This is a genomic window from Paenibacillus sp. DMB20, assembly GCF_000987955.1.
Taxonomy (GTDB): Bacteria; Bacillota; Bacilli; order Paenibacillales; family Paenibacillaceae; genus Paenibacillus_AQ.
This window is the reverse complement of record NZ_LAZU01000022.1, coordinates 34389-58672: the sequence shown is the minus strand read 5'-3', so window position 1 is coordinate 58672 and position 24284 is coordinate 34389. Positions and strand designations below refer to the sequence as shown.

At 50.9% G+C, this 24284-nt stretch carries 22 protein-coding genes and 1 pseudogene; 17 read left to right on the top strand and 6 right to left on the bottom strand.

Annotated elements, in window-relative coordinates; genetic code table 11:
* Positions 1-34: 34 nt before the first annotated feature.
* Together XI25_RS10045 and XI25_RS31260 are read left to right on the top strand one after the other, a co-directional pair.
* Positions 35-1651, top strand: a complete 1617-nt coding sequence (locus tag XI25_RS10045) for an FIVAR domain-containing protein (RefSeq protein ID WP_235439812.1) — start codon at positions 35-37, stop codon at positions 1649-1651.
* Positions 1648-4959: an S-layer homology domain-containing protein gene (locus XI25_RS31260; RefSeq protein ID WP_052759552.1), complete on the top strand. Its 3312-nt coding sequence runs from the start codon at positions 1648-1650 to the stop codon at positions 4957-4959. Before XI25_RS10045 ends, XI25_RS31260 begins: the two co-directional genes overlap by 4 nt.
* 237 nt (positions 4960-5196) lie before the next feature.
* On the opposite strand, the gene XI25_RS10035 is transcribed toward XI25_RS31260, so the two are convergent.
* Entirely contained in the window at positions 5197-6183 is a 987-nt protein-coding gene (locus tag XI25_RS10035; protein ID WP_052759551.1) for an LCP family protein, read from the bottom strand.
* A 378-nt stretch (positions 6184-6561) separates the two neighbouring features.
* On the opposite strand from XI25_RS10035, the gene XI25_RS10030 reads away from it, so the two are divergent.
* The 7 genes from XI25_RS10030 (at position 6562) to XI25_RS10005 (ending at position 12641) form a co-directional block, all read left to right on the top strand.
* Positions 6562-7167 carry an RNA polymerase sigma factor gene (locus tag XI25_RS10030; protein WP_046678473.1) on the top strand — a complete coding sequence of 202 codons (606 nt, stop codon included), beginning with the start codon at positions 6562-6564 and terminating at the stop codon, positions 7165-7167.
* Positions 7115-7849 (top strand): DUF4179 domain-containing protein, encoded by a 735-nt coding sequence (locus XI25_RS10025; protein ID WP_046678472.1) that lies wholly within the window; start codon positions 7115-7117, stop codon positions 7847-7849. Before XI25_RS10030 ends, XI25_RS10025 begins: the two co-directional genes overlap by 53 nt.
* Positions 7755-8822, top strand: a complete 1068-nt coding sequence (locus tag XI25_RS10020; protein WP_160308902.1) for a hypothetical protein — start codon at positions 7755-7757, stop codon at positions 8820-8822. Before XI25_RS10025 ends, XI25_RS10020 begins: the two co-directional genes overlap by 95 nt.
* A 386-nt stretch (positions 8823-9208) precedes the next feature.
* On the top strand, positions 9209-9361 hold the full coding sequence (locus tag XI25_RS33330) for a hypothetical protein (protein WP_160308901.1): 153 nt from the start codon (positions 9209-9211) through the stop codon (positions 9359-9361).
* 62 nt (positions 9362-9423) lie between these two features.
* Positions 9424-9969 (top strand): DUF4367 domain-containing protein, encoded by a 546-nt coding sequence (locus XI25_RS31255; RefSeq protein WP_052759550.1) that lies wholly within the window; start codon positions 9424-9426, stop codon positions 9967-9969.
* Between the two features lie 408 nt (positions 9970-10377).
* The gene (locus XI25_RS10010) at positions 10378-11136 is read left to right on the top strand and encodes a DUF4367 domain-containing protein (RefSeq protein WP_046678470.1); all 759 of its coding nucleotides are present in this window, start codon (positions 10378-10380) and stop codon (positions 11134-11136) included.
* Positions 11137-11462: 326 nt separating this feature from the next.
* Positions 11463-12641, top strand: a complete 1179-nt coding sequence (locus XI25_RS10005) for a dicarboxylate/amino acid:cation symporter (protein WP_046678469.1) — start codon at positions 11463-11465, stop codon at positions 12639-12641.
* Between the two features lie 185 nt (positions 12642-12826).
* Here the strand turns inward: XI25_RS10005 and serS are convergent, their stop codons facing one another.
* Complete coding sequence (gene serS, locus XI25_RS10000) at positions 12827-14113, bottom strand: serine--tRNA ligase (RefSeq protein WP_046678468.1); 1287 nt, start codon at positions 14111-14113, stop codon at positions 12827-12829.
* 326 nt (positions 14114-14439) lie between these two features.
* Positions 14440-14664: a hypothetical protein gene (locus XI25_RS09995; protein WP_046678467.1), complete on the bottom strand. Its 225-nt coding sequence runs from the start codon at positions 14662-14664 to the stop codon at positions 14440-14442.
* Between the two features lie 147 nt (positions 14665-14811).
* On the opposite strand from XI25_RS09995, the gene XI25_RS09990 reads away from it, so the two are divergent.
* From XI25_RS09990 to XI25_RS09980, 4 genes are all read left to right on the top strand, one after another.
* Positions 14812-15537 carry a threonine/serine exporter family protein gene (locus XI25_RS09990; protein WP_082112312.1) on the top strand — a complete coding sequence of 242 codons (726 nt, stop codon included), beginning with the start codon at positions 14812-14814 and terminating at the stop codon, positions 15535-15537.
* 23 nt (positions 15538-15560) lie between these two features.
* Complete coding sequence (locus tag XI25_RS09985; RefSeq protein WP_046678525.1) at positions 15561-16040, top strand: threonine/serine exporter family protein; 480 nt, start codon at positions 15561-15563, stop codon at positions 16038-16040.
* Between the two features lie 139 nt (positions 16041-16179).
* A complete protein-coding gene (locus XI25_RS33325; protein WP_160308900.1) occupies positions 16180-16320 on the top strand; it encodes a hypothetical protein in 141 nt (46 codons plus the stop codon).
* A gap of 274 nt (positions 16321-16594) precedes the next feature.
* Entirely contained in the window at positions 16595-17557 is a 963-nt protein-coding gene (locus XI25_RS09980; RefSeq protein WP_052759549.1) for a class I SAM-dependent methyltransferase, read from the top strand.
* 94 nt (positions 17558-17651) lie between these two features.
* Here the strand turns inward: XI25_RS09980 and XI25_RS09975 are convergent, their stop codons facing one another.
* Complete coding sequence (locus XI25_RS09975; protein ID WP_046678465.1) at positions 17652-18131, bottom strand: glutathione peroxidase; 480 nt, start codon at positions 18129-18131, stop codon at positions 17652-17654.
* Between the two features lie 343 nt (positions 18132-18474).
* On the opposite strand from XI25_RS09975, the gene XI25_RS34485 reads away from it, so the two are divergent.
* Genes XI25_RS34485 through XI25_RS09965 form a run of 3 tightly spaced genes read left to right on the top strand, consistent with a single transcriptional unit; the run spans position 18475 to position 20305 of the window.
* Positions 18475-18954 carry a hypothetical protein gene (locus XI25_RS34485; RefSeq protein WP_235439805.1) on the top strand — a complete coding sequence of 160 codons (480 nt, stop codon included), beginning with the start codon at positions 18475-18477 and terminating at the stop codon, positions 18952-18954.
* Positions 18890-19387, top strand: a complete 498-nt coding sequence (locus XI25_RS34480) for an ABC transporter permease subunit (RefSeq protein WP_235439804.1) — start codon at positions 18890-18892, stop codon at positions 19385-19387. Before XI25_RS34485 ends, XI25_RS34480 begins: the two co-directional genes overlap by 65 nt.
* Positions 19388-19399: 12 nt before the next feature.
* The gene (locus XI25_RS09965) at positions 19400-20305 is read left to right on the top strand and encodes an ABC transporter permease subunit (RefSeq protein ID WP_046678464.1); all 906 of its coding nucleotides are present in this window, start codon (positions 19400-19402) and stop codon (positions 20303-20305) included.
* A gap of 23 nt (positions 20306-20328) precedes the next feature.
* Here XI25_RS09965 and XI25_RS09960 read toward each other — a convergent pair.
* Together XI25_RS09960 and XI25_RS09955 are read right to left on the bottom strand one after the other, a co-directional pair.
* A pseudogene (locus tag XI25_RS09960) lies at positions 20329-21814 on the bottom strand (alpha-amylase).
* 302 nt (positions 21815-22116) lie between these two features.
* Positions 22117-23166, bottom strand: coding sequence for a YeiH family protein (locus XI25_RS09955; protein WP_046678463.1), 1050 nt, complete (start codon positions 23164-23166; stop codon positions 22117-22119).
* A 149-nt stretch (positions 23167-23315) separates the two neighbouring features.
* Between XI25_RS09955 and XI25_RS09950 the strand changes: the two genes are divergently transcribed.
* Positions 23316-24236: a LysR family transcriptional regulator gene (locus XI25_RS09950; protein ID WP_082112306.1), complete on the top strand. Its 921-nt coding sequence runs from the start codon at positions 23316-23318 to the stop codon at positions 24234-24236.
* The last annotated feature ends 48 nt before the right edge of the window (positions 24237-24284 follow it).

The following is a 24284-nucleotide window of genomic DNA, read 5'->3' as shown; positions in this document are numbered from 1 at the left end:
ATTAACGATTTGGGGAGGTAAAGGTAGGGTGAAAATGTCATTCAACAAAGTGGTATCCCAAATTTTGCTCATGTGCCTGCTCATCACAACCATCGGTCCGGTGTCTTCCATTCAGGCAGCTTCCGAGCTTGAGGTAGGGGAGGGGCAGGTATTCGGCGAATTTCCGCTGAATTTGACGCAAGCGGGTGATGTGGACTGGCTTCATCTTAAAGGAGACGGGGGGAGTTTCACTCAAATCACCAAGGCAGGATCCAGCTCGGTTACCTTCAGCGTATACGGCAGTGACACAACGGGAACCGAGGGAAAGCTGAATAAGGGCGGGGACACGAATTATATCTCTTATTCCTGGACGGACGGTATGGGGGGACATGAAACTTCGGTAAACGACACCGGATTCGTGGTGTTTTTTCCGAAGGAGAGCCGGGATGCAGGTTCTTATGACAATGTCGGTTGGGATGCCGTTGTAGCTGCGCAGCCGCAGGAATCCACCATCCAGTTCGGCGTAGGCATGTGGCAGGCCGAGGTGGAGATCAAAATCTATTTCGACGATGATCTTAAGGCTGTCCGGACCATCGATGCAGGCGGGACTTCCGAGGTATACAAATATCAATTCAAAGTGCCCGCAGGCGTGAAGCTGAAAGTAGAGGGCCGGCAGACCAAAGCTCTGAGCCAATATGGAAACATGTCATTTTCCGGTTTGGCCGTGAGCAGTAAAAGCATTGCCGATAAACTTGAATTGCAAAACGATTACAACAGAGTAAAGGATATGACCCAGGGATTGTACACGGATGCATCCTGGCAAACCTTTGTCGCTGCAAGAGATAAGGCGGGCAATGTTCTCAAACAGCCGGATGCAGCACAGCAAGAAGTTGACGGCGCTCTCGATGAATTGGCAGCTGCACAAACAGCGCTTGAGAAGAAAGACACGAATATTTTAATAGACTTTATGGGAAATGTATCGAGTGCTTATACGTTTGGCTCCAAAGGGGATCAGCAGGACAGATACCAAACCTTTACCCCCAAAGAAAGCTTCGAAATGGAATATGTTCAGGTAAGGGTGATCAGGGAACGGGAGCCGGTGAGCGACCTCCTTGTGAAGCTGTATGCCACAGACGGCGAAGGATTGCCGACAGGATCGCCATTGGCGGAAACGTCAGTGGTTAAGGATCAGGTCGTAAGCAGCGAAATCATAACCGTTCCCTTGTCTTACGGCCTCGAAAAGGGCAAGCGTTACGCGGTCGCATTATCCCAGAAGGATCTGGGCTCCGGAGAATACCGCTGGTATGTCATGAATAAAAACGTGGAATCCAAGAGCGAATTTTACGGAAAATCGGTTTCAGGCAATTTCGTACCGGAAGCAGACCTTGGTACGGGATTGCTCAGAATTATCCGGAAAAGCAATGTGGACCGAAACCTTCTGCGAACATTGGTGAACGAGGTTGAGCAGTACAACAGAAAGCTGTTTACCGTATCGAGTTGGTCTTCATTGGAGAGCGCTTTGAAAGCGGCCAATGAGCGGTTGAATGATGTGGATGCCAAACAAGAAGATATTAATATGGCTTATGAAAAGCTGCGTAAGGCATTTGAGGGCCTCCGGCAGGACGCAGGGTTACATGAGGTCGCAAAATTATCGATACTCTTAGCCAAGTGAATGTAACGGGTTATACAACCGAGTCGACGGCTGCCTTGCATAAGGCCATTCAGGAAGCGAAGACCCTAGGGAACGGCGCGCCTGAACAAGATCTTGTAAAAGCTTATTCCAAAGTGATGAACGCATTGGACGCCTTGCAGCCGGAGGGCAAATATCAGTACGAGTCCAATCCCAAAATGACGGCGGCTTTTGGCTTCGAAGGCGACAAGAACGCATCGCTAGCTTTCCTTGACGGCTCGTATCAAATCGGCGGCTCGCGTCCGGAACAGCATGGCCCGGTAGCTCCCAAGCAGATGGTGACCTTTGGCGTCGCGAATGCGGACGGCATCAAATGGTATAATGCCGAAGGTTATCTGCCGGCATTCATCCATGAGTATTCCAAGGATAACATGGATTACAAAATCGAATCCTTTGCCAACAAGCATTCGGTAGAAGGCAAAGATTATGTCATCGATTATTCGAGAATGACCGTTACGAACCATTCAGGCGAGACAAGGCTGCTGCCGATCGTATCCAAAAACCTGATTCCGCTCAATGCGGCGGCGAATCAGGCCTATACGATTGAACCCGGCGAGACGATTATCCGGGACTATGCCATCGAAGCGGATAAGTATGAATACTTCGATAAGGAAAAAACCTCGTTTACCTCATTAACGAGAGAGCAGGTGGCGAGTCAGGGTAATTTTGACGATAATTACAACGGCATGAAATCGTACTGGGACGACCGGCTGTCGGCAGTGGTTGATCTCGATCTGCCGAATAAAGAGCTGGTGAATGCTTTCAAAGCGGGTTATATCTACACCATGCTCATTAAGGACGCCAACTATCTTCATATCGGTGAAAACGGGTATGCCAGGTTGTATTCGCACGATACCATCGGAATCCTGGTTCAATTGATTCAAAGCGGGGATTTTGCCCATGCCAAGGATTATTTGAAGAGCGTTCCATTAACCGGCGGAATCAATATCGAGACCGGGGAAGTGGACGGCAACCTCTATTGGGATGCCAACTGGAAGCTCCCGTGGGCATATGCTGTCTATTTGAGCAAGACCGGCGACACGTCCATCTTCAAGGAAGCAATGAAGGCAGACGACGGAACCGTCGGCACCGTATTCGAGAAGAGGATCAAATACGGGGCAAGAAGCATCGAGAAGGACCGCACGGGGGACGGACGGATCATGAAAGAGACGTACGCCATCGACTCCCCGGGCTATTGGACGATCGACAACTACGCTGCATTGGCAGGCCTGGCATCGTATGAATATATCACCCGCGAACTGTATAAGGTGGAAGGCGATGCAAGCTATCTGGAAGAGGCCGAGTGGGCCAAGGCTCAATACGAAGATCTGCTGGCTGCATTCACGGCCAAGCTGCAAGCTACGATCATGGACAAAGGCCTGAACTACATTCCGGCTTCCGTCGTGCAGAGCAATGATGAGAACCGGATGAAGGATTCCCGCGATGCCAACTGGGCTTCGATGTTCCTGTTCGGCAGATGGTTGTGGGATGGATATTTATACGGGGCGAACCAGCCGGAGGACAATATCAACCTGAAGATGCTGGACGACACATACTCCTATGGCATTGAAAGACGCGTCAATGAGGGGACAACCGATTCTCCGTTTAACTTTGGCGGTTATCCTCACGGCTTCTATTCCAGCTCATACAATGCCGGTTACGGCAGCGCCGCGCTTCGCGGCGAGCAGTACAGAGATATGGGCATTAAAGCTTATGAGTTCATGATTGAAAAATCCATGAGCGGACCGTTCAGCTGGTGGGAAGGCGTCGATTATCCTCGGGAATCCAGTCCATGGAAACCGACCAATGAAAAGTTGGGAATTCAAAATACGCCGGGCGGCGGCGGTTCAGCCCAGCATATCTGGGGTCAGTCGGTCAACTCCAAAGTCTTGGTCGATTCCTTGATCGCCGAGCGCATCTATGATCAGAACACGAAATACGAAATCATCATAGGCAGGGGCATCCCGAAAGAATGGGTGGCGAATGCCGACAAGAACAATAACGTGGTAGCCGCTATTCGGAATTATCCCGCATTCCAAGGCGGAAGAGTAGGATATGACATTGTCCGACAAGCGAATCGGCTCGTAGTTACCTTTGCGGCCGATGTGGATCAAGCCAAGGCCGACCTAAGCCATGCACAATTCAGCATTCAGTTGCCCAGCATGGTGAATAACATTTCGGAAGCCTCCGCCGGCGTGGTTGATAACGCCAAGGGAATCGTTACCGTGCCTCTCGGTACGCAATCGGTCACGATCACTTTGAGCGATCTGCCTAAACCGGCGGATGTCGAGCTTGATAAGGAGGATCTTGAAATCGGATTCGCCGCCGGGGATTCCAGCAGCTCGGTAACCAAGAACGTTACGCTGCCGACGGAAGGAAAACGCGGAAGCGCGATCACCTGGTCCTCAAGCGAGCCGAATGTGATATCGAATACCGGCAAGGTGAAGCGTCCATCGGCTTCAACGCAAGTGACGCTGACGGCAACCCTGGAGAAGGATGGATTAAAAGCACAGAAGACTTTTATCTTAACGGTCATCAAGGCAGATGCAGATCCGGGAAGCCCTGGAAATGGGGGCGGAGATGGAAATTCCGGAAATAACGGAAACAACGGTAACAGCGGTAACAGCGGCAATAACAGCAATAATGGAAACAACGGCAACAGTGGCAGCAACGGCAATAATAACAATAATAATAACGGCAACAACAATGGTAACAGCGGTTCCAACAATGGAAGCAACGGCAATAACGGGAATTCGGGCAACCATCCTAAATTTAAGGATATCACCAATCACTGGGCGCTCGAATCCATTATGAACGCGGTAGAACGTGAAATCGTCAAAGGTTATGCCGATGGAACCTTCCGTCCCAATAATGTGGTAAAACGCAGCGAGCTGATGGTGATGCTCGGCCGCGCGTTGAAGCTCCCGCAGGAGGATGCGGCTCTATCGTTTGCCGATGCCTTCAAAATTCCGGCATGGGCGAAGTCCTACATCGCCGGCGCGGTAAAATCCGAAATCGTGAAAGGTTACAAGGACAATACCTTCCGTCCTGACGGAAAAGTAACCCGGATCGAATTCGTAGCGATGGTTGCGCGCGCACTCGATTTGAAGGGCGGCACGAAGGCACTGCCGTTCGCCGATGCCGATCAAATTCCGGCATGGGGCATAGATTATGCTGCAGCAGCATATGAAGCAGGTTTGATCCAGGGCAAAGGCAACAACAAGTTTGCTCCGAACGATCCGGTGACAAGAGCCGAGGCGGTTACCGTGCTGATGAAAGTGATTAAATAAAAATAGCCGGGCACTCGGGCTGGATTGTGCAGAATGGAGCCGATTTTATGATCGGAACGATGACCGAACTCCCGGCACTTATTGAGCGCATCAATGGGTTATTAGCGGAAGGAAAAAGACCCGGTTGTATAAAATAGTGGCGTGCGCTGACTCGTCGAAGTTATGCTCGAAAATCACGCGGAATAAAACGAAAAAATCCACAACCATCCGCGGTTGTGGATTTTTTGCGTCTCGCACTTACTTCTGCTTCGATTTCGTATATAACCCTATATATCTCCCCAGGTCATAGTTCTTCGGTTTCATGTCCAGCGTGGAATACATGGTCTCCATCGCCTTCTCCAAATCGTCCTTGTTCCAATAGACAAACGGGCTTTTCCAATTTCCTTCCACAGTCAGAAGGTTGGTCGCGTCAGGCTTCATTTTGTTGAAGTTCAACAGCCAGCGCTTTAGTCTTTTCTCGGGAATGTCCGTTTTGACGTTGTCGCCGACAATGTCGAGGATATTGCCCCATTGGCCGATCCCATTCAGCGAGGTAAGCTTGTCCAGCATTTGGTTCAAAACCTCCTGCTGCCGCTTGTTGCGGTCGAAGTCCGACGAAGGCGATGATCCGTCATTCGATTTGCGGTATCTGACAAAATCCAGCGTTTTTTGGCCGTCAAGATGCTGAAAACCTTTGCTCAGATCGATATGCGTGCCATCTGCGGTGTCGATATAGTGCATTTCCATGTCCACATCGACGTCGACTCCGCCGACCGCATCCACCGCTTGCCGGAAACCGTCAAAGTTGATCAGTACCATATAGTCGATTGGAATGTGGAACAAGTCGCTGAAAAATTCCTTCGTTTCGGTCATCGCCGTAGCTTTATTTTGAATGTAGTTGTGAGCATAGAAATAATTCGCTTTATGGCTCGACCGGCCAGGCGGCGTAATTTTCAAGTCGCGCGGAATGGATAACAGGCTGGCCGATTTGGTAGCGGGGTTCAGCGTCACGAGCATCATGACGTCGGTATTCATCGTTCCGCCGCTGCCCTCGCGGCTATCGGTCCCGGCAAGCAGAATCGTCATCGGTTTCATATCGTCTTCGGTGACGTCTTCCGTTTCTGCTTGCAGTACCGCCTCGGTCGTTTCCCGCTGCTGCGGGGCATAATAATCGGAAGCTGCGATTTTATGTACGGCGGACATGGCTTTATGGTGTAAAAATCCCAAATAGGATCCGGCGATCAATATAAAGATTCCAATGAGGCTGGTTAAGCAAACGATTATTTTACGGTAGATAGACCACTTTTTTTTTGGGAAGAGACATAAGAACCTCCAAATTCTGTTGATTGTATCGGCTTTGGATACCGCAACAAATAAACAGCGTGTTCATTCCTCCAGCAGTGTTTACTAAAAACCCCCACCGGGTATGACCGCTGCTTGCGATTTCCAAATAGCAACGTTCTGTTCACTCCCTTCCCAAATAATTCCTTATCATATGTATACTATAAAATATGCCATCTATCAAATTTCGACTCAGTAACTTTTAATATTAGGAAATGAACCTTTTTTCTCTCTGAGTTGTTGACTTAATATAGTAGAGCACAAGAAAGGTGGAGAGCGTGCTTGACGGACAGGGAGTTTTTTGAGCAGTACAACAAGGACGTGTACAGGACCTGTTACTATATGCTGCGCAATGCGTCGGATGCGGAGGATGTATGCCAGGAGGTTTTTATGAAGGCGCTCAATTCCGGGTGGCAGCAGGTAGAGTATCTCAAGACATGGCTGATGCGTATTACCGTCAATCATTGTTTGAATCATATACGGGCGAGCAAGACGAGACGAATGAAAGAGGCGATGCTCACTTTATTCCAGCGTGATAAGGCTGCACCGTCCACATTAACCTTGGTAGAGCAGCAGGAGACCAAAGATGAGTGGAAGCGCCGCATGGACCGGCTGCCGGATAAAATCAAAGTTGTCGTCATGCTCCGCTTTACCAATGATCTGCCCTTGGCAGATATCGCGGAGGTACTGGATATCCCGCTCGGCACGGTGAAGTCCCGATTGAATAGAGGGCTAAAGCTGATGAAGAACATGATGGACGAGCTCGATGAGGAAGAACTTCCGTTAGGGCATACTGCCAAAAAGCAAACGATCAGAGGAAAGGATGGTGCGGAATATGAGCAAGCAGGCACCCGAGGAGAAAGTTCTTGCACAGCAACTGGGCGGTGAAGGCAACCACACCTACCCGGACTTTGACGCGATGTGGCTTAAAATTGCGGCTGACAGGCAACAGGAACAAGCGCCTGTAGTGGTTAAACGGACAAAACGCACTGGATTTTTGCATGGACGCCGTCTGGCTTTTCTATCGTCGATTGCTTTTGTTATTATTGCGACCCCAGTGCTTGCTACCATGTCCGGAAAATGGGATTTTACGTTTCGGCCGGGATTGAAAACGGCGATTGATCAAGGATTCGGACAAACGCTTAACAAGAGCGTTACTGCAAGTGACGTTACCTTTACTATTGATTCAGCGGTGTCCGATGACAACGGGACCACGCTGCTGTACAGTTTTGATCCGAAAGACAAACAGGCACGGAAGTGGGGATTTTCCGAAGTAGAGCTGCGCCAAGCGGATGGGGAGAAAATCACGCAGGTCAAGGGCGGCCGAGACATGAAGATGTACTGGAAAAATGGATATTACTCGCATAGATGGGACACGGAGAATAAGCAATATAACGGTTTTTTCGAAACGGCTTGGACATTTCCCGGCGTAGAGACGGATGTGCAATTGATTGTGCGGGGGCTGCAGGAGTACCGTGACAAGCGGGTTCCGCTTAACCTGGACCCTTCGCGAGACGGCATCCAGACCTTCCCGATTAAAAAAAGACGGGATCGACGCCTTGAACATTGAGGTGGTGAATCAAGGGGCCGAGGGAGTACAGATCAAGTCATCTCTTAGATATATGAATAAGCAAGCGGCGGATACGGCCTCGCCGCGAATCCAGGTCATGGAAGACGGTAAACCGGTGAAAACGGAGAGGCTGGGCGCGGCTTGGCCGGATGCGGACGGAGTTTATGGATCGAAGGATTATTATCGTTGGAAAGATATCAACCAGAAAGGCATCACATTCGATTTGGTTTACCTGGTGGAGGGGCAAAAAATAGATGGAGAGTGGAATGTCGGAACTTTAAACCTGAATAAAGAGAAATCTTTGAATGCCTCGGTTACGCGAGAACTGAATATTCCTTTTGAAACATCGTTTGGAACTTCCACCATTCGCAAGCTGATTATTAGGCCGACAGGTATCCGGATTGAGATCCAACCCCCGAAGGCGCATCAATACCCAATCTTCGAAAATACCTTTTTGTCCATCAACGGCCGGAAGCTCGAAGGATACATGGCATTAGAGAACGGGGGCGAAGATGAACTTGAGCCTTACATGAAGACGTTGCTGTTTGATGTTCCGCCGGATCTTCAAGTTACTTCTGATACGCCGATGGAACTGATGCTCCAAAATGAGAAAGAGTCGAAGTCAGATTACGCGCATCCGGTTATGCTTAAGAATATATCCGGTGAAAAACAAACGGTCACCACTGACGTTGAAGGTTATCCCGTGAAGTGGACTTATTACAAAGCAAACGGAAAGCTCTATGTGGAAACGGGCAGCACGAATGAACGATTCGGAGGTATTGATCAAACCTATTATGAACAGGAAGGCGAACAAATCCTCTCCAGAATTGTTTATATAGAGGGAAGCACTCCGTGGGTCTCCAACGAGCGTGTGAATGTCTTCCCGGGGTTTGACGGAACTGAACTTGAACTTTATATCAAGATTTATCATATCTGGCATCCGGACCGAAATCTTGCATTAAAGCTGCAATAACATGCCCCGTTATCTTGCGTGAGTGAAATATGCGGATAGCATGGGGGAAACTCAAGGTTTAAAGATTCACTTGGCGAGAAGCTCCTTAACCGAAAGCAAGACAGCAAGCTGGCGTCGATCCTTCATCGGCGTCGGCTTGTTTGGCGTTTTCCGCCTGAATAGACGCAAGAGGCTGCACATTTGCAGGAATTTCCTGGTATAGAAGGAAGAGCCAGGGGAAAGGATGCAGTTTTGCATTTCTTTAAAAATAAGTGAACCAAATTTTCCTGGGCTGTGTTTCTATCATAGAAGCTGGCACGGCAGAGGTTCCTAATGATGACGGCCAGCATGGTCTTACGACCTTTCTATAGAATACGCGCAAGGTATAAAGGAGAGGGGAAATACTTATGAACAAAGCAATGAAAGCGACGGTTGTCGCAGCAGGAATCGCGATGTTGTTTGGATCAGTGAATATGACGGAAGCAGCCGTAAGCAAGGCGGCCAATAAATCGTCACAGATGGCGGTAAAGTCGTCGGCTGCTGATAAAAAAGGCTGTTGAAGCCGCCAAAGCGGAACTTTCCAAGAAGCTCGCACAAAAAAAATCCAGGAGATTTATATATCTTGTTCGTACGGGATAAAGCGCTGAATGGCGGGAATGAATTTATGTATTATATGAGCATGTTCCAGTTCAAAACATATGAGGATTATCTAAACCAAGCAGGTATGCTGAAAGGTCCAACGCTAATAAAGCCGGAAGGCTTGCCTGAAGGATATAAGTTTGTAAAAGGCAATATCCAACCTCCTACAGTGGCAAATAAGGATAAATACGAGAAGGAAGTCAAAGCTGAGGCAAAAGGAAAAGCTGCTCATTTCAAGAAGATTGAGTGGAAGGAAATAGGCGAGATCAATCTTGAATTTGCAAACGGAAAAGACAATTTGAGAATGCAAGTGTCCTACAAGATTAACAAGGATAAGCCGAACAGTGAATACCGGTACTACACGCCGGAGGATTATGATGCCGAGACAGTCAAGAAATTCCCTGACTTAGCTCGGAACACGTTGGTTTGGTCAGATGAGGATCATGTATATAACATCACAACCAACCCGGGCAACCCGCTTACGAAAGAAGAAATGATTAAACTCGCGGAAGAAGCGGTAAAGAAATAAAACGGCTTGGTCTTGCCGTAGGAGCAAGCAAGACAACGGTATATAGCAAAGGCATGAAGGGAAGCCGGTCGGACTCAATGATGAGTCTGGCCGGTCTTTTAATTAAGATTATAAGTTTCGAAAGACGCAGCTTTCCTTATATTGCAAGAAAACTTCCGCTAAATGCGGTCTGTCTTCTGAGGAAGTACGTCGATAGACGTTTTATATAAGATGATGCCGATTCCCGGGCAGATCATTTATAGGAGATTCATAACTTATTGATATTTTTTCTGGAATTGCCCAAAAAGAGTGAACCTAATTTTCCCGGGTTGTGTTTATATCATAGAAGCTGGCACAAAGGGATCCCAAATGATAAGCCTAGCCTTCTCACATCACTTAAGTATAAGAAACGAGAGGAGAAATATACACATGAAATTTCCAGTAAAGGCGGCGGTTGTCGCAACAGGTATCGCGATGCTGTTTGGCACCGCAAATATGACGGAGGCAGCTACGGTCAATAATTCCGCACAGGCGGTCACAGCGAAAGCTCATGCTGTTGATCAGAAGGCGGTTGAAGCGGCAAAGAAAGAACTCAGCCAAAAACTGCAGCAAAAAAATACGGGAGATCTGTATCTCTTGTACGTAAGCGATAAGAATCTCAATGGCGGCTCTGAATTCTTGTATTACCTGGATATGTTCAAATTCACAAATTATGAGGATTACCTGAACCAGGCAACCAAACTGCAGGGTCCTGTGCTCCAAAAGCCGGAAGGTCTGCCTGAAGGATATAAATTTGTGAAAGGAAACATTCAGCCTCCGATTGCCAAGAATCGCGCGGAGTATCAAAAAGAAGTGAAAGCTGAAGCTGAGGCCCAAGGAAAAGGCGTTTATTACAAAAAGTTTGACTGGAAGGAAATGGGCGAAATCAATCTGGAATTTGCCAACGGAAAAGACAATTTGCAAATGCAAGTATCCCACAAGATTGACAAGGATAAGTCGAGCAGCGAATACCGGTACTACACATCGGACGATTATGATGCCGAGACAGCCAAGAAGCATCCTGAATGGGTTAGAAATGTACTGACTTGGTCAGATGAGGATCATGTATACAACATCACGACCAACCCGGGCAACCCGCTTACCAAAGAAGACTTGATCAAGTTTGCAGAGACGGCTGTTAAGAAGTAAGGCGATTCAGCTTTATCTGCAATGATCAGATGTAGAAAGCCGGCAATGCAAGGATAATGCAGGCATACTTAGCAAGGGTTCTGAAGAAGCCGGTCAGATCAAATCATGGATCTGGCCGGCTTTTTCGTGCGGGACTGATCAAAGACAGTTGGCAGTGCCTATTCCCTTGAACAAATAACGGAAACAACGGGAACAGCGATATTGTCATATTTTAACTCATGACACGATTTCCTGAATGTGATATGTTTTGTTCATTCCGTGTCCAATGGACATCGTCCGCACGGGGCGGACATTCAATGAATTGCATTCGTGGGGGATAGAACAACATGAGAAAGAGAAAGTTCGGCTTGCTGCCCAAAATCCTTATCGCAATCGTTCTTGGCATAGGGATCGGGTCGATTTCGCCGGAATGGCTGGTTGCCGGGTCAGCGACTTTTAGCGGGCTGTTCGGGAATTTCCTGGGGTTTGCGATTCCGTTAATTATCATCGGGTTTATTGCTCCCGGGATCGGCGAATTGGGTAAAGGGGCCGGTCGTTTGTTGGGCGCGACGACAGGGTTGGCTTATTTATCTACGATTATCGCGGGGATTTTAGCATTTTTGGCAGCCAGTCTCTTGTACCCGTACATCCTGGATTCAGGCGGTTTGGTTAATTCTTTTGCCAACCCGGAAGAAGCGCTCCTGGAGCCGTTTTTCAAGGTTGAAATGCCGCCTGTTTTCGGAGTGATGACCGCTTTGCTGCTTGCTTTTACGCTCGGTCTGGGGTCGGCTGTCATCAATGGACAGGCATTGCAAAAGGTCCTGGTTGATATCAGAGAGGTTGTCGAGAAGCTGATTAACGCTCTCATTATTCCGTTGCTGCCTTATCACATTATGTGCGTGTTTGCCAATCTGGCTTACGGTGGCCAAGTGACGGTGATCCTGTCCGTATTTGCAAAGGTATTCGTGATGGTTATCGCCCTGCATGTGATTTACCTGATCATGCAGTTTTTGGCGGCCGGGCAAATTGGGCGAAAAAATCCGTTCATCCTGCTGAAGAACATGCTTCCGGCTTATTTTACTGCGATCGGTACCCAGTCTTCCGCAGCCGCCATTCCGGTCACGCTTCGTCAAACCAAGCAAAACGGGATCAACGGAAAGGTGGCCGATTTTGTCATCCCGCTATGCTCAACCATTCATCTTTCAGGCAGCACGATCACGCTTGTCAGCTGTTCCATGGCGGTTATGCTGCTGACGGGCATGACGCCTTCCATGGGGACGATGCTCCCGTTCATTCTCATGCTCGGGATTACGATGGTTGCCGCACCCGGGGTTCCCGGGGGAGCCGTCATGGCGGCATTGGGACTGCTGGAATCGATGCTGGGCTTTGATACGACGCTGACTTCGTTGATGATTGCTCTCTATATCGCCCAAGACAGCTTCGGCACGGCCTGCAATGTAACCGGAGACGGAGCCATTGCAGTGATCATGGACCGTGTGAGCAGATCGAGGTCGGAGGCAGCATAAATTAAGTGAATTCCAATAAGAAAAACGTCTATCGACGTACTTCACAGAAGACAGACCGCATTTAGCGGAAGTTTTTTCTTGCGATATAGAATTCCATCAGCTCCGCTGATAACTTTTAAATTCTATATCTAAAGAAAGGGACTTCCTCGCGGGAGTCCCTTTTCTTTGCCGATTTATTCTTTCGTTTATACCGTCAGCCGTTCCAACCCGTTCAAATATGGGCGCAGCGCCTTGGGAATCGTAATCGATCCGTCCTCCTGTTGATGGTTTTCCAGCAGAGGGATCAGGATGCGGGGCGAAGCAACAGCCGTATTGTTGAGGGTATGGCAGTACTGAAGCTTGCCGTCCTTGTCGCGGTAACGGATGTTCGAGCGGCGGGCCTGGAAGTCCAGAAGGTTCGACGACGAGTGGGTTTCCCCGTAAGCGCCCCGGCTCGGCATCCATGTTTCGATGTCGTATTGCTTATAAGTCTTTTGCGACATGTCCCCGGTACAGACGGCCATTATCCGGTAGGGCAGCTGCAGCAGCTGCAGCAGTTCCTCGGCATTCGCCGTGATTTCCTGGTGCAGCCGCTCCGACACCTCCGTATCGGCTTCGCACAGCACAACCTGCTCCACCTTGGCGAACTGGTGCACGCGGTACAGGCCGCGCACATCCCGCCCGGCCGAGCCGATTTCGCTCCGGAAGCAGAGCGAGGCGGCCGCAAGCCTGAGCGGCTCGGTCACATCGACAATTTCGCCGCCGTAATACGATACGAGCGAAACCTCCGAGGTGCCGGCAAGCCATTTGTCCTCCCCGTCGATCCGGAAGGTCTGATCCTGACCCAGCGGAAAAAAAGCCGTGTTGTTCATCGCCTCGGTGCGAACCATAAGCGGTACGTCGTAGAGGATGAAGCCCTTTTTCACCAGCAAATCGAGCGCCAGCTGTTGTACGGCTCGGTGAAGCAGCACCCCGTTGCCGGTCAGGTAGTAATTCCGCGTGCCCGCCGTTTTAACCCCGCGCGGGATATCCAACAAGCCGTGCAGTTCCCCGAGCTCCACATGGTCTTTCGGGTCAAAGCCGAATGCCGGCGGCTCTCCGGCTTTTTTCACTTCTACGTTGTCTTCATCGCTTCGTCCTTCCGGGGTGTCGGGCGAAACGGTATTCGGAGCCAGCAGCATGAGCCGCGTCCACTCGGTTTCCGCTCCGCGCAGCTGTTCCTCTATTAGCACAAGCCGCTCATTGATCATCTTCACCTGCTGCTTTACCGCTTCAGCCTGATCTTTACGGCCCTCCCGCATGATCCGGCTGATCTCCTCCGTGTGTTTGTTCCGGCTCTGGCGGAGTCGCTCCGCCTCCATCAGCAGGGCCCGGCGTTCTTCATCCGCCGCTACCAGCGCCGCCACCGTAAAATCAATCCCTTTCAGGTCGGCCGCCCGCTGCAGCTCCGCCTGCCGTTCCTTTCGTTCCCTGAATTCCTTCATGTCCAGCATGACACCCACGCTCCTTTTGAGATAAAAATAAAAAAAGCGTCCTAGTCCGTATGGGACGAGGGACGCTTTGAACGCTCGCGGTGCCACCCAAATTGATCGAACCGCCGAAAACCTCAGGGTTCAATCCACTTTGATTTCGCGGTAACGGGCGAAAGCCGGTAAACTTAGGGGGAGAGACGACCATACGCAGATCGTATCCTTCAAATCCCCTTGACGAGAACGCCTCGGAGTTGGATGCTCTTCATCGGCCTGATGGCTATATTTATTCCAGTATACCTCGGAAATGGCCTTTTATACAAGGGGCATGGATTCTTTTGAATTTGGCGTTACGCCGAGGAAGCTTCCTGAATGCGATGTTTTTTCGGGCCGGCCGGGACATCGTTGTCCCAGCGGAAGGTAAATGCGGCAAGAAGCAAGCCGGTCACGGTAAAAGCGGCAAGAATGGGGAGAGGCACCCAAATGGAGGATGGATATCTCCGGGATTCACGGCGATTCCCATGGCTTTCACCAGATAATGAAACGGCTGAAGCTGCCCGATGATCCGTACCCATTCCGGCGCATGCTCCAAATAAAAAGATAGAACGCGATGATACTTACAAGAAGAAGCAATCATACTATAATAGAGGCAGGTTCAAGCGATACGGATCAATGAGCAGGGAGGAACGGCGTTGGACGAGCTGCAACAGGAGCATGAAATTATGAAGGTCTGCCTGCTGGCCGGCAAAATAATGCTGCAAAGCGGTGCGGAAACCTACAGGGTGGAAGATACGATGACGCGAATCGCCGCCGCTTTCGGGGTCGAGAACAGCCACAGTTACATGACGCCGACAGGCATACTTTTTTCGCTGGAACAGCCGCAGCATATCACAAGGCTGATCCGGATTTCCGACCGCACCACCAATTTATATAAAATCGACCGTGTCAATACGATATCGCGCTGCATCAGCCTGGGAGAGCTGACCATTAGCGAGGCTTACCGGGCGTTGGAGGACGTAGAGCATGAAAAGCCGAATTACCCGATGTGGCTGCTGATCCTGATGTCGGCCATCGCAAGCGGCTGTTTTCTCATAATGTTCAACGGAAGCTGGAACGACTTCGTACCGGCTGCCATCGCCGGCGGAGCGGGGTTTACCTGCTCGGTATTTTTGCACCGCATGGTTCAGGTCCGTTTCTTTGCCGAATTTTCGGGAGCGCTCATGATCGGGCTGATGGCCGTGTGGATGGTCAAAAACGGTTTTGGCTCGCATATCGACGTGATCATTATCAGCTCGGTCATGCCTCTCGTGCCGGGACTGCTGATCACGAATGCGATCCGGGACCTCATGGCCGGGCATCTGATCTCCGGGCTGTCCAAAGGGGCGGAAGCCTTTATTACCTCCTTTGCGATCGGTGCGGGCATTGCGTTTATGCTTTCATTTTACTAGAGGAGGCCGAAAAAATTCCCATGATGATTTACGCTCAACAGCTCGTCACCAGTTTTATCGCCTCCGTCGCATTCGGCATGATCTTTAACGCGCCGCGCAAGGCGCTGCTTCAATGCGGTTTTGCCGGCATGGTCGGCTGGCTGCTGTACATCTGGCTGAAGGATCTGGAGGTCAAGCCGGTAACGGCCACGGTCGTTGCAGCTTTTTGGGTAACCATTATCAGCCACTACTTTGCCAAAAAATACAAAACGCCAATCATCGTATTCAGCGTATCCGGGATCATTCCCCTTGTGCCGGGCGGGCTTGCCTATGACGCGCTGCGGCATGTTGCACAGAACGAGTATGACCAAGCCGTCTCGCTCGGAGCGCAGGCTTTTATGATATCCGGTGCCATTGCGCTGGGACTCGTGCTTGCCGAAGTGACCAATCAGGTCATCCGAAAAGCCTTGCCGGCCAGAACATATGCACCGCAAAGCGTTGTCGGCAGCAAAAAGCGAAGATAGTTCACCTTATTCAGCTTTTCAAATACTGAAGTTAGTTCATTTGCCATTAAATGTTCATAATTCCCCTGAAAAGTGGTAAACTTTCCGCCGTTTCCGGTGTTCTATAGTTGAAGACCTTGGACGGAGAGGGGCTGGCTGCGTGAACGACAAACAATTGCTGAGCAGGAAAATTATTGTGTACTCCTTATTAAGTGCGCTTGTCATACTGGCCGGCAGCCGTGCCCGGGACTTGCAGGGCGCAGGAGAAGTGCAGAGCGCCGGGAACGGGCAGAACTGTTAAGAATACACGATCAGGGGCAGGCCGGAGGGTTCTTCGGCCTTTTTGCATGTCCGGAAAAAAGATTTCGTGGATACGTCAAGTTATTCGGTTGGTCATCGGCCGGATTTTTTCACGCCGAATTACCGGTTAAACCGGATAAGGCTGCTGGAGGGAAGGATTCCGCTCTCTGACGGAGTTGTTCGGGCTTTTATGCGGTTTTGACATGAAGGGGGAACATCAGCCCACTCCGCTTGCGCCGTCAAGGCATAAGCTGTACTGAGAGGGGGCGTCCGTCTTGAGAATCGATCTTGGCTGCGGCGGCGATAAGCATGCGGACTGCACCGGAATAGATATCAGACCCGGAGAACATGTGGATTTGGTTCATGATTTCGAACAATCCATCCCGTTGATGGATAATGCCGTTTCGTTCGTGATGGCGAACCGAAGTTTGGAATACTGCCGCGATTTGACCGCCGTGATGCGGGAGATCTACCGGATCTGCGAGCATAAAGCGCTGGTGTGCGTCGTCGCTCCTTATTCGCTGGCCGCCTTTCACCTGGCCAACCCGGCCATGAGGACGTATTTTAATGAATATACGCCATTCTATATATGTTCAAAGACTTACCGAGCCGATTTGGAAGCGACTTTCGGCTTTGCGCCGGTGTACATGCCGGAGATGCCCGAGCTCGGTTTCCGTCTGCTGCGGATGGAAATGTTCTACTTTCCGGGTTCCAGGGAACCGGACTGCGGATCGCAGGGCAACGACTTCGGGGGAACCGCCCATCTTGATGGGGTTGACGAAGTCATGTACCATTTTGTTGTCGTCAAGCAGCCGGTAACAAACCTGGAGTGCTGCGTTCTGGCAGCCGGCAAGCTGGAGGAACCGAAGCGGATCACGGAGCGGAGACAAAGGAAGCCTACGGCATACCCGGACGCAAGACTTCCCCTGGAGCCTTGCGACAACCCGCTTTATATTGAACTTACGGCCCCTGAAGGAAGGAACCCTTCGAACTCGAAGGTGCCCGAATCGTCCGATCGTTCCTCTTCTTCGGCCGGAAAAAGAAAAGGGGGCTTACGAGTGAAGAAAGGCAAAAAACGAAGCAGGCTGATACGTATTAAAAGCGTTAAGAAGGCCGATTTACCCCCACGGCTGGAAAACATGCCGGTCTCCCGCGTGCTGTTTGATATCCGCGATCTGTATATAGGCGCTGCCTGGCGCACAAAGCGGGAAGACGGTTCCGAAGATGTCCCGGTATGAGCCCTCGGGCTGCGGATGAAGTCCGTTCTCGGAAGCCCTGCCGCCACCGGCAGGGCTTCCGGGATGTCACCGTAGCCTAAAGGGACAGCCTTGGTCAACCAAGCAGCTTCTTGATATGGCCTTCCATCTTTTCGGGCGCATCGGCCGGTGCGAATCTTTTGACGACATTGCCGTTCCGGTCCACAAGGAATTTCGTGAAATTCCATTTGATGGTCTTCGTCCCCAAGGCCCCGGGCGCTTCGGAAGCCAAGTATTTGAACAGCGGGTGGGCGCTGCTGCCGTTCACGTCAATCTTGGAGAACAAAGGGAAGGTAACCCCGTGATTGATTCTGCAAGCTTCGGCAATGTCCGAATTGGCCGCAAGTTCCTGATTCATGAATTGGCTGCATGGAAATCCCAGCACGGCGAGTCCTTTGTCGCGATATGACTGATGCAGCTTTTCCAATCCGTCGAACTGGGGGGCGAAACCACATTTGGTGGCGGTGTTGACGATCAGCAGCACTTTTCCCCGGTAAGGCTCCAGCGTTTGGGACCGGCCGCTGATCGTCGTCACTTCGAAATCGTAAATGGACATCTTCACTTCTCCTCCTTGCGGTAAGGTACGTATTGGCATTCGAATTTAAGCGTCTATTACTTTGTATGTATATTATCATCTTTTCGCGGCTGCCCAAAAAGCCCTTGCTATCTTTGAAGAGATCGGAGGGGCTTAAGCAAATCTGCAATCGTTTACAAAAAAAAGGTTGCCTGGAGCCCTCGTTTCCAAACGTCCTGGGGCGGGTAACCGTTTTTTTTATAGGAGAATTTGCTTAATGTTATATTCTTTGTATGGACGAAATCTCCAGAGTGTGGTCTAATTTTACATAATTTAATAATCCAATATAAGGGTATACAGGAGTATTTAAGGAGGTCGTAAGATCATGACGCGTTTAAGAACGCAAATGCTGCGGTCTTTGGTGATCGCCTTGCTCGCATTTTTGCTGATTGTCCTTGTCGTGCTGTATCCCAGGCAAATTGATCTTTCTATGGACGGTCATAAAGTCGTTGCCAGCTACAGTACGGAACTCGGAAAGCTTGGGGAGAATGTGAAGCAATTTTTCACGGATTTATTTGAGAACAAGAGCCTCGGTTATAGCAGATATACCGGCGAAACGGCCGGACAAGCCGTTGTCCGGGCGATGGGAAAAAGCCTCGCCGTCATCGGCGGTGCACTGGTCGTTGGTTTTATCTTCGGGATTCTGAAGGGAATTGCCGATTACAGATTGTCCAAGACCCGTTTTAACATTTTGGGGAACTGGACCACTTGGCTTTTTCAATCCATGCCGGATTTTTTTTGTGCTCCTAATTATCCAGTGGTTTATTATCAGGAACGTCAAGTCCGTCCGCTTTTTCGCGGATGAAGGCTGGGAGGCTTTCGTTATTCCGACCCTGCTCGTGTCCCTATATCCGATCGTCTATATAGCCAGCATCACCGCGGGTTCGCTTGCGGCCCAGGACGGGAAGCTTTATCTGCTGTTTGCAAAAGCGAAGGGACTCAGCAACCGGGTGATCCTGTTCCGGCACATGCTGCGGGGAAGCATGGGCACGCTGCTCACGCAGCTGCCGACCCTGCTGGTATATATTTTGGCCAATTTGCTGATGGTCGAGATTTATCGTAATTTCCCCGGCGCAGCCTGGCGGCTGTACATGGCCATGGACTTCAGTACCTATACCGGAACGGGTCCGGATTATGAGGCCGGCATCATTATCGGCATCACGTTCTGTTTCATGCTGCTCGTCTTGATCGTGCAGTGGATCAGCCAAATTGCCCGAAAATATTTCGATCCGGTGTAAGGGGTGATAATCATGAAGAAAAGAAAAAACGTTCCTTTATGGATTGGCACAGGGCTCCTTTTCTTTCTGCTTTTTGTCATGTTTGCGGGGCCGCATCTGCCTATGATCGATAAAGATTTGAAGCGGGAAACCTTCAGATGGGTGGATAAGCCCGGAGGAAAGCTGGAAATGCCCGCCTTCGCGCCCTCGGCCAAAAATTTGCTCGGCTCCGACAAGAAAGGCGTCGATAACTTGAGCAAGCTCGTGATGGCTGCCAAGGAAACCATCTACATCATACTGGGGATTACGGTCATTCGTTATGCGATCGGCGTACCGCTGGGTCTGCTTGCACGGAAGAAAAAAGGATTTTTCCATTTTTTCGTTGCGTTGCTGAACCAGGTGTTCTCCTACTTGCCTTCCATTTTTTCGGTTGTTTTGCTGTTAGCGCTTCCGGTATTGTTGTTCTCGCCAAACCGGCTGTTCTGGTCTCTTTTCATTTTGGCGGTCGTCGAGGCGGGAAGGGTTGCCGTCACGGTGCAGGCGAAAGCCGATTGCATCTCAAGGGAAACCTATGTGGAAGCCGGTGAGGCGCTCGGCCTTAGCTCCAAGAGAATGATCCGCGCCTATTACATACCAGGCATGCTGCCGGAGCTTATCGTCAATTTTTGCGCGGATTTGGGCAAAGTGACGGTGCTGCTGGGCCAACTGGCGGTGTTGAACATCTTTCTGGATCAGAAATGGATGGAAGTCAATTACTACACCATGCAATTTGTAAACACCCAGTTCAACTGGGCGACGCTGATTTCCACCCACCGGACCGAAATATACATGGGCAAGTTCGCCTTTGTATTCTACCCTGCATGTGCCATGATGCTGGCCGTCCTGACCTTCAACCTTTTGGGCGAGGGACTGCGTCGCAAGTTTCAGCTTAGAAGCTAGATCCTCAGGGTACGGCCCGGGCGTTATCTCCGGTTCGGCTTGGGCTCCACGTCCTGTTCAGGCCGAGCCCATACGGACACGCTTCCGCCGTTCACCGGAAAGACCGCAAAGCCGTCATTCCCGATGGTAATGCGGTCTTTTCGCGTATTGGTGAGATCCACCCATACCTCCCCCGCACGTTCCTTTCCTACATTCATGCGCTTGCTGCCTTCATCGCCATTGGAAATAACGACGGCGCAGCCGGAGCGCGGGATCTCGGGTATCCCCAGCCGGACCCAGCCGATGGTGTTCGGATGGTCGAAGTAGTCCTCCTGTTTGCCGTAAGCCTTATGGTACCTCGCGTACATCAGCGGATCGATGGCCATCTTCTTGCCGGGTACGGGTTTATCGCCCCCAATGCCGTAATAGTCTCCGTAAAACACGACGGGGTAGCCGTCCTTCCGAAGCAAAATCATCGCATAGGCGGTTTGCTTGAACCAGTCCTTTACCCACGATTCCAGCGACTCCTGCGGCTGGGAGTCGTGATTGTCCACAAAAGTGACGGCATTCAGCGGGTGCGACTGAACGAGAGTATCGTCAAAAATGGTCCGCAGGTCGAACCGGTTTCCGGCCTCGGAAGCGGCGTGCAGCTTGTAGTGGAGGGAGACGTCGAACAGATCGATTTTGTAGTCTACCGTATCGAGAAAACGGCGGCAGTCCTCCAGATCGGGATTCCAGAATTCACCGACGATATAGAAGTCTTCGCCGTGTTCTTTTTTTTACGGCGGTTGCAAATTCCTTGATAAAGTCATGGTTGATATGTTTGATCGCGTCCAGGCGAAAGCCTCCGCACTGCAGGGTGTTGACCAACCATTTGCCCCATTCCGTCATTTCGCGCCGCACATCCGGGTGGCCGTAATCGATGTTGGCAAACATAAGGTAGTCGTAGTTGCCGAATTCCGTATCCACATGCTCGCCCCAGGCTTTATGGTCGCCGACGATGCGGAAAATGCCGGTCCGTTTGGAGGCGGCATCGTAATCGGTCCCGTTAAAATGGGTATAGTTCCATTTGAACGGCGAGTATGTATCGCCCCGGCCCGGAAAAGTGAACCGGGTCCAGCCTTCGATTTCAAACGGCCCGGAAATATCCTTGTTCCGGTCCATTTCGTCTACCTGGACAACCTTGAAGCGTTCGGTGGCATCCGCCCCCGCTTTATGATTCATGACGAGGTCGACATATACGACGATCCCCTGTTCGCGGCAAGCACGGATCGCTTCAACCAGTTCCTCCTTGGTACCGTATTTGGTGCGCACGGTGCCTTTTTGATCAAATTCGCCGAGATCGTACAAATCGTATACGCCATAGCCGTTGTCCTCGGCAGACAGTCCTTTCGTGACAGGCGGAATCCAGACGGAGTCGAATCCGGCCTGTTTGAGCTCGGGGGCCGCAGCTTTCAGTCTTTTCCAATGGGTTCCGTCCGCTTCGATATGCCATTCAAAAAATTGCATGATGGTATGATTTCTTTGCAAATTTTCCATCTCCTCTAAATCTGCACTCTGTATGTCGTTACCCCAAAGAATGAGGGGCCAAACGCTTCATCCCGCTGAAAAAGCGGTCAGTTCTATTCTGTCCAGGTTTTGGTCGAAAAAGACAGGACCGGGCATTGCATAATCAATTCGGCATGATTGCCGTCGTTTGTCCCAATCATGTTAGGCTGCGAGGAGCTTCTGAGGGGCGAATATCGGTGCTTCCTAAAAAAAGAGCAGAGGCTTTCCCGAAAACGGGAATCTCTGCTCTTTTTGCATTTGTACCTGGGAACGAAACTAAGGCATCACGACATCCAGAAGGCCAGCAGGGACAGGAGGACGGATGCGATGCTCATGGCAAGCAGCGGGCGCCAAGCCTTCCGCAAGGATTGCAGATGAATATTCAGGCCGAGGCCTACCATCGCCATGGCGAGCACAAAGGATGCCGATTTGGTTATCCATCCTTTCACGCTGTCTTGGATGATCGGTTGTCCGGCCCATTCCGCGCTGCCGAGCAAACTCAAGGCGATAAAGCCAAGGAGGAACCAGGGGAATTCAAGCTTGGAGCCTTTCTCGACCCGACCGGTCCGCCGCATCCAGTACATCAGGACAAGGCTCAGCGGAATGAGCAGAAATACCCGGCCAAGCTTCGCAAGCAGGCTGACCGCCAGCGCATCTTCGCCGGCGGGAGCGGCGGCCAAGGCGACATGGGCGAGCTCGTGCAGGCTAATGCCTGACCATATGCCGTACCGTTCCGGCGTCAGCGGCAGAAACGGCTGGAGAAGGGTGTAAGCGACGGCGAAAACCGTGCCGATAAAGGCAATCATCCCCGCTCCAAGCGCGGTGTCCTCATCCTTGGCTTTCAGTATCGGGGAAACGGCCGCAATGGCCGCGGCTCCGCATACGCCTGTGCCGATGCCGAGCAGGAGGGACAAGGAGTGGTCTCCCTTCAGCCATTTGGCAATCAGCAATGTCATCAGGATGGCGAAAATGACGGTGACGACGTCCCGCAGCAGGAGTCCTAGCCCCTGACTGAATACGATGGCAATGTTCAGCTTCAAACCGTAAAGAATGATGGCGAGCCGCAAAAGCTTCTTGGCGGTAAACTGAACTCCGCTCCGGACGGCTTCAGGGTACCCCCACAGCTGGCGGAATGCGGCAGCGATCAGAATCGCCCAGGCAAGCTGCCCAAGAATCGATAGGCCCGGCAAGGATGACAGGCCGTACCCGATCAGCGCAATCATAAAGGTAAAGCCGATGCCGCCGGCCATGGCAAGTGCCCCGCTTCGGGTCCCGGGCTCCCGCTGCCTTTGCGGCTGCGGCTGCATTAGGGTTTGGTAGGCGGGTTTATTCATAGGTTGTAACCTCCGATTTGTTCCGTTGGTTTGATTTCATGGTAGCTTAAGTAAATAGATAAGAAAAATAAATTGTTATGATGATAACCATAAGTGAATACTTATGATATGCTGCTTTTATGGAAGAAAGATCGAAGGGAGTTCGAATCATGGATCAGGTATTGGAAGTGTTTGTGACCGTGGTGGAGAAGGGCAATTTTACCCGGGCCGCAGAGGAACTGAACATGACCCAGCCGGCCGTCAGCCAGTACGTTCAATCGCTGGAACGTTCCTTGGGCGCCAAACTGCTGGAACGGAGCAATAAATATGTCCGAATGAACCAGGCCGGGGAAATCGTATTTCACCATGCCAAAAATATTCTCGGCATGTATACGAGAATGCAAGCGTTGGTCGACGATGCGCTGCACCGGGCAAGCGGCGAGCTCTCGATCGGTGCCAGTTATACCTTTGGGGAATACGTGCTTCCGCACCTTCTCGCGCATCTGCGTAAGCAGTATCCGCTCATTATACCGAAAATTCAAATCGGGAATACGGCGGATGTGGCGGAAATGATACTGAACCATGAGGCGGAAATCGGGATTATCGAAGGCGAGTATCAGCATGAGAAGTTATATATCGAGCCATTTGCGGAGGATGAAATGTTTATTATTGTGCCGGCGGCCGATGAACGTTTCGCTAAGGAAAGCGGGATATGTATATCCGAGTTGAAGGACGAGACGTGGGTTGTTCGCGAGAGCGGATCGGGGACGCGGCGTGCGGCGGAGCGGATGTTTGCCGACCGTCATTTTCAGCCGAATATCAGGGTGGAATTCGGCAGTACCCAGCTTATCAAAGAGTCGGTGGAGGCGGGACTCGGCGTAACCTTGCTGTCGCACTGGGCTGTTCGAAAAGAAATTTCGCTGGGCACGCTAAAGATGCTTAAGCCTGAAGGCGCCCCCGTCAGAAGGCATTTTTCCTTAATTACGCAGGCGACACCGTACCATACCAAGGCGGTTGAGGTTTTTTTTGGACCTGCTCCGCCAAAACGAGGCGTTTCCCGACAGTCATCTATGAAACATCGGGTCCCCTAACCGTGTTATTAAGGTAAAGAGGCTCCAAGAAGAATCAAGAGCCGCAGG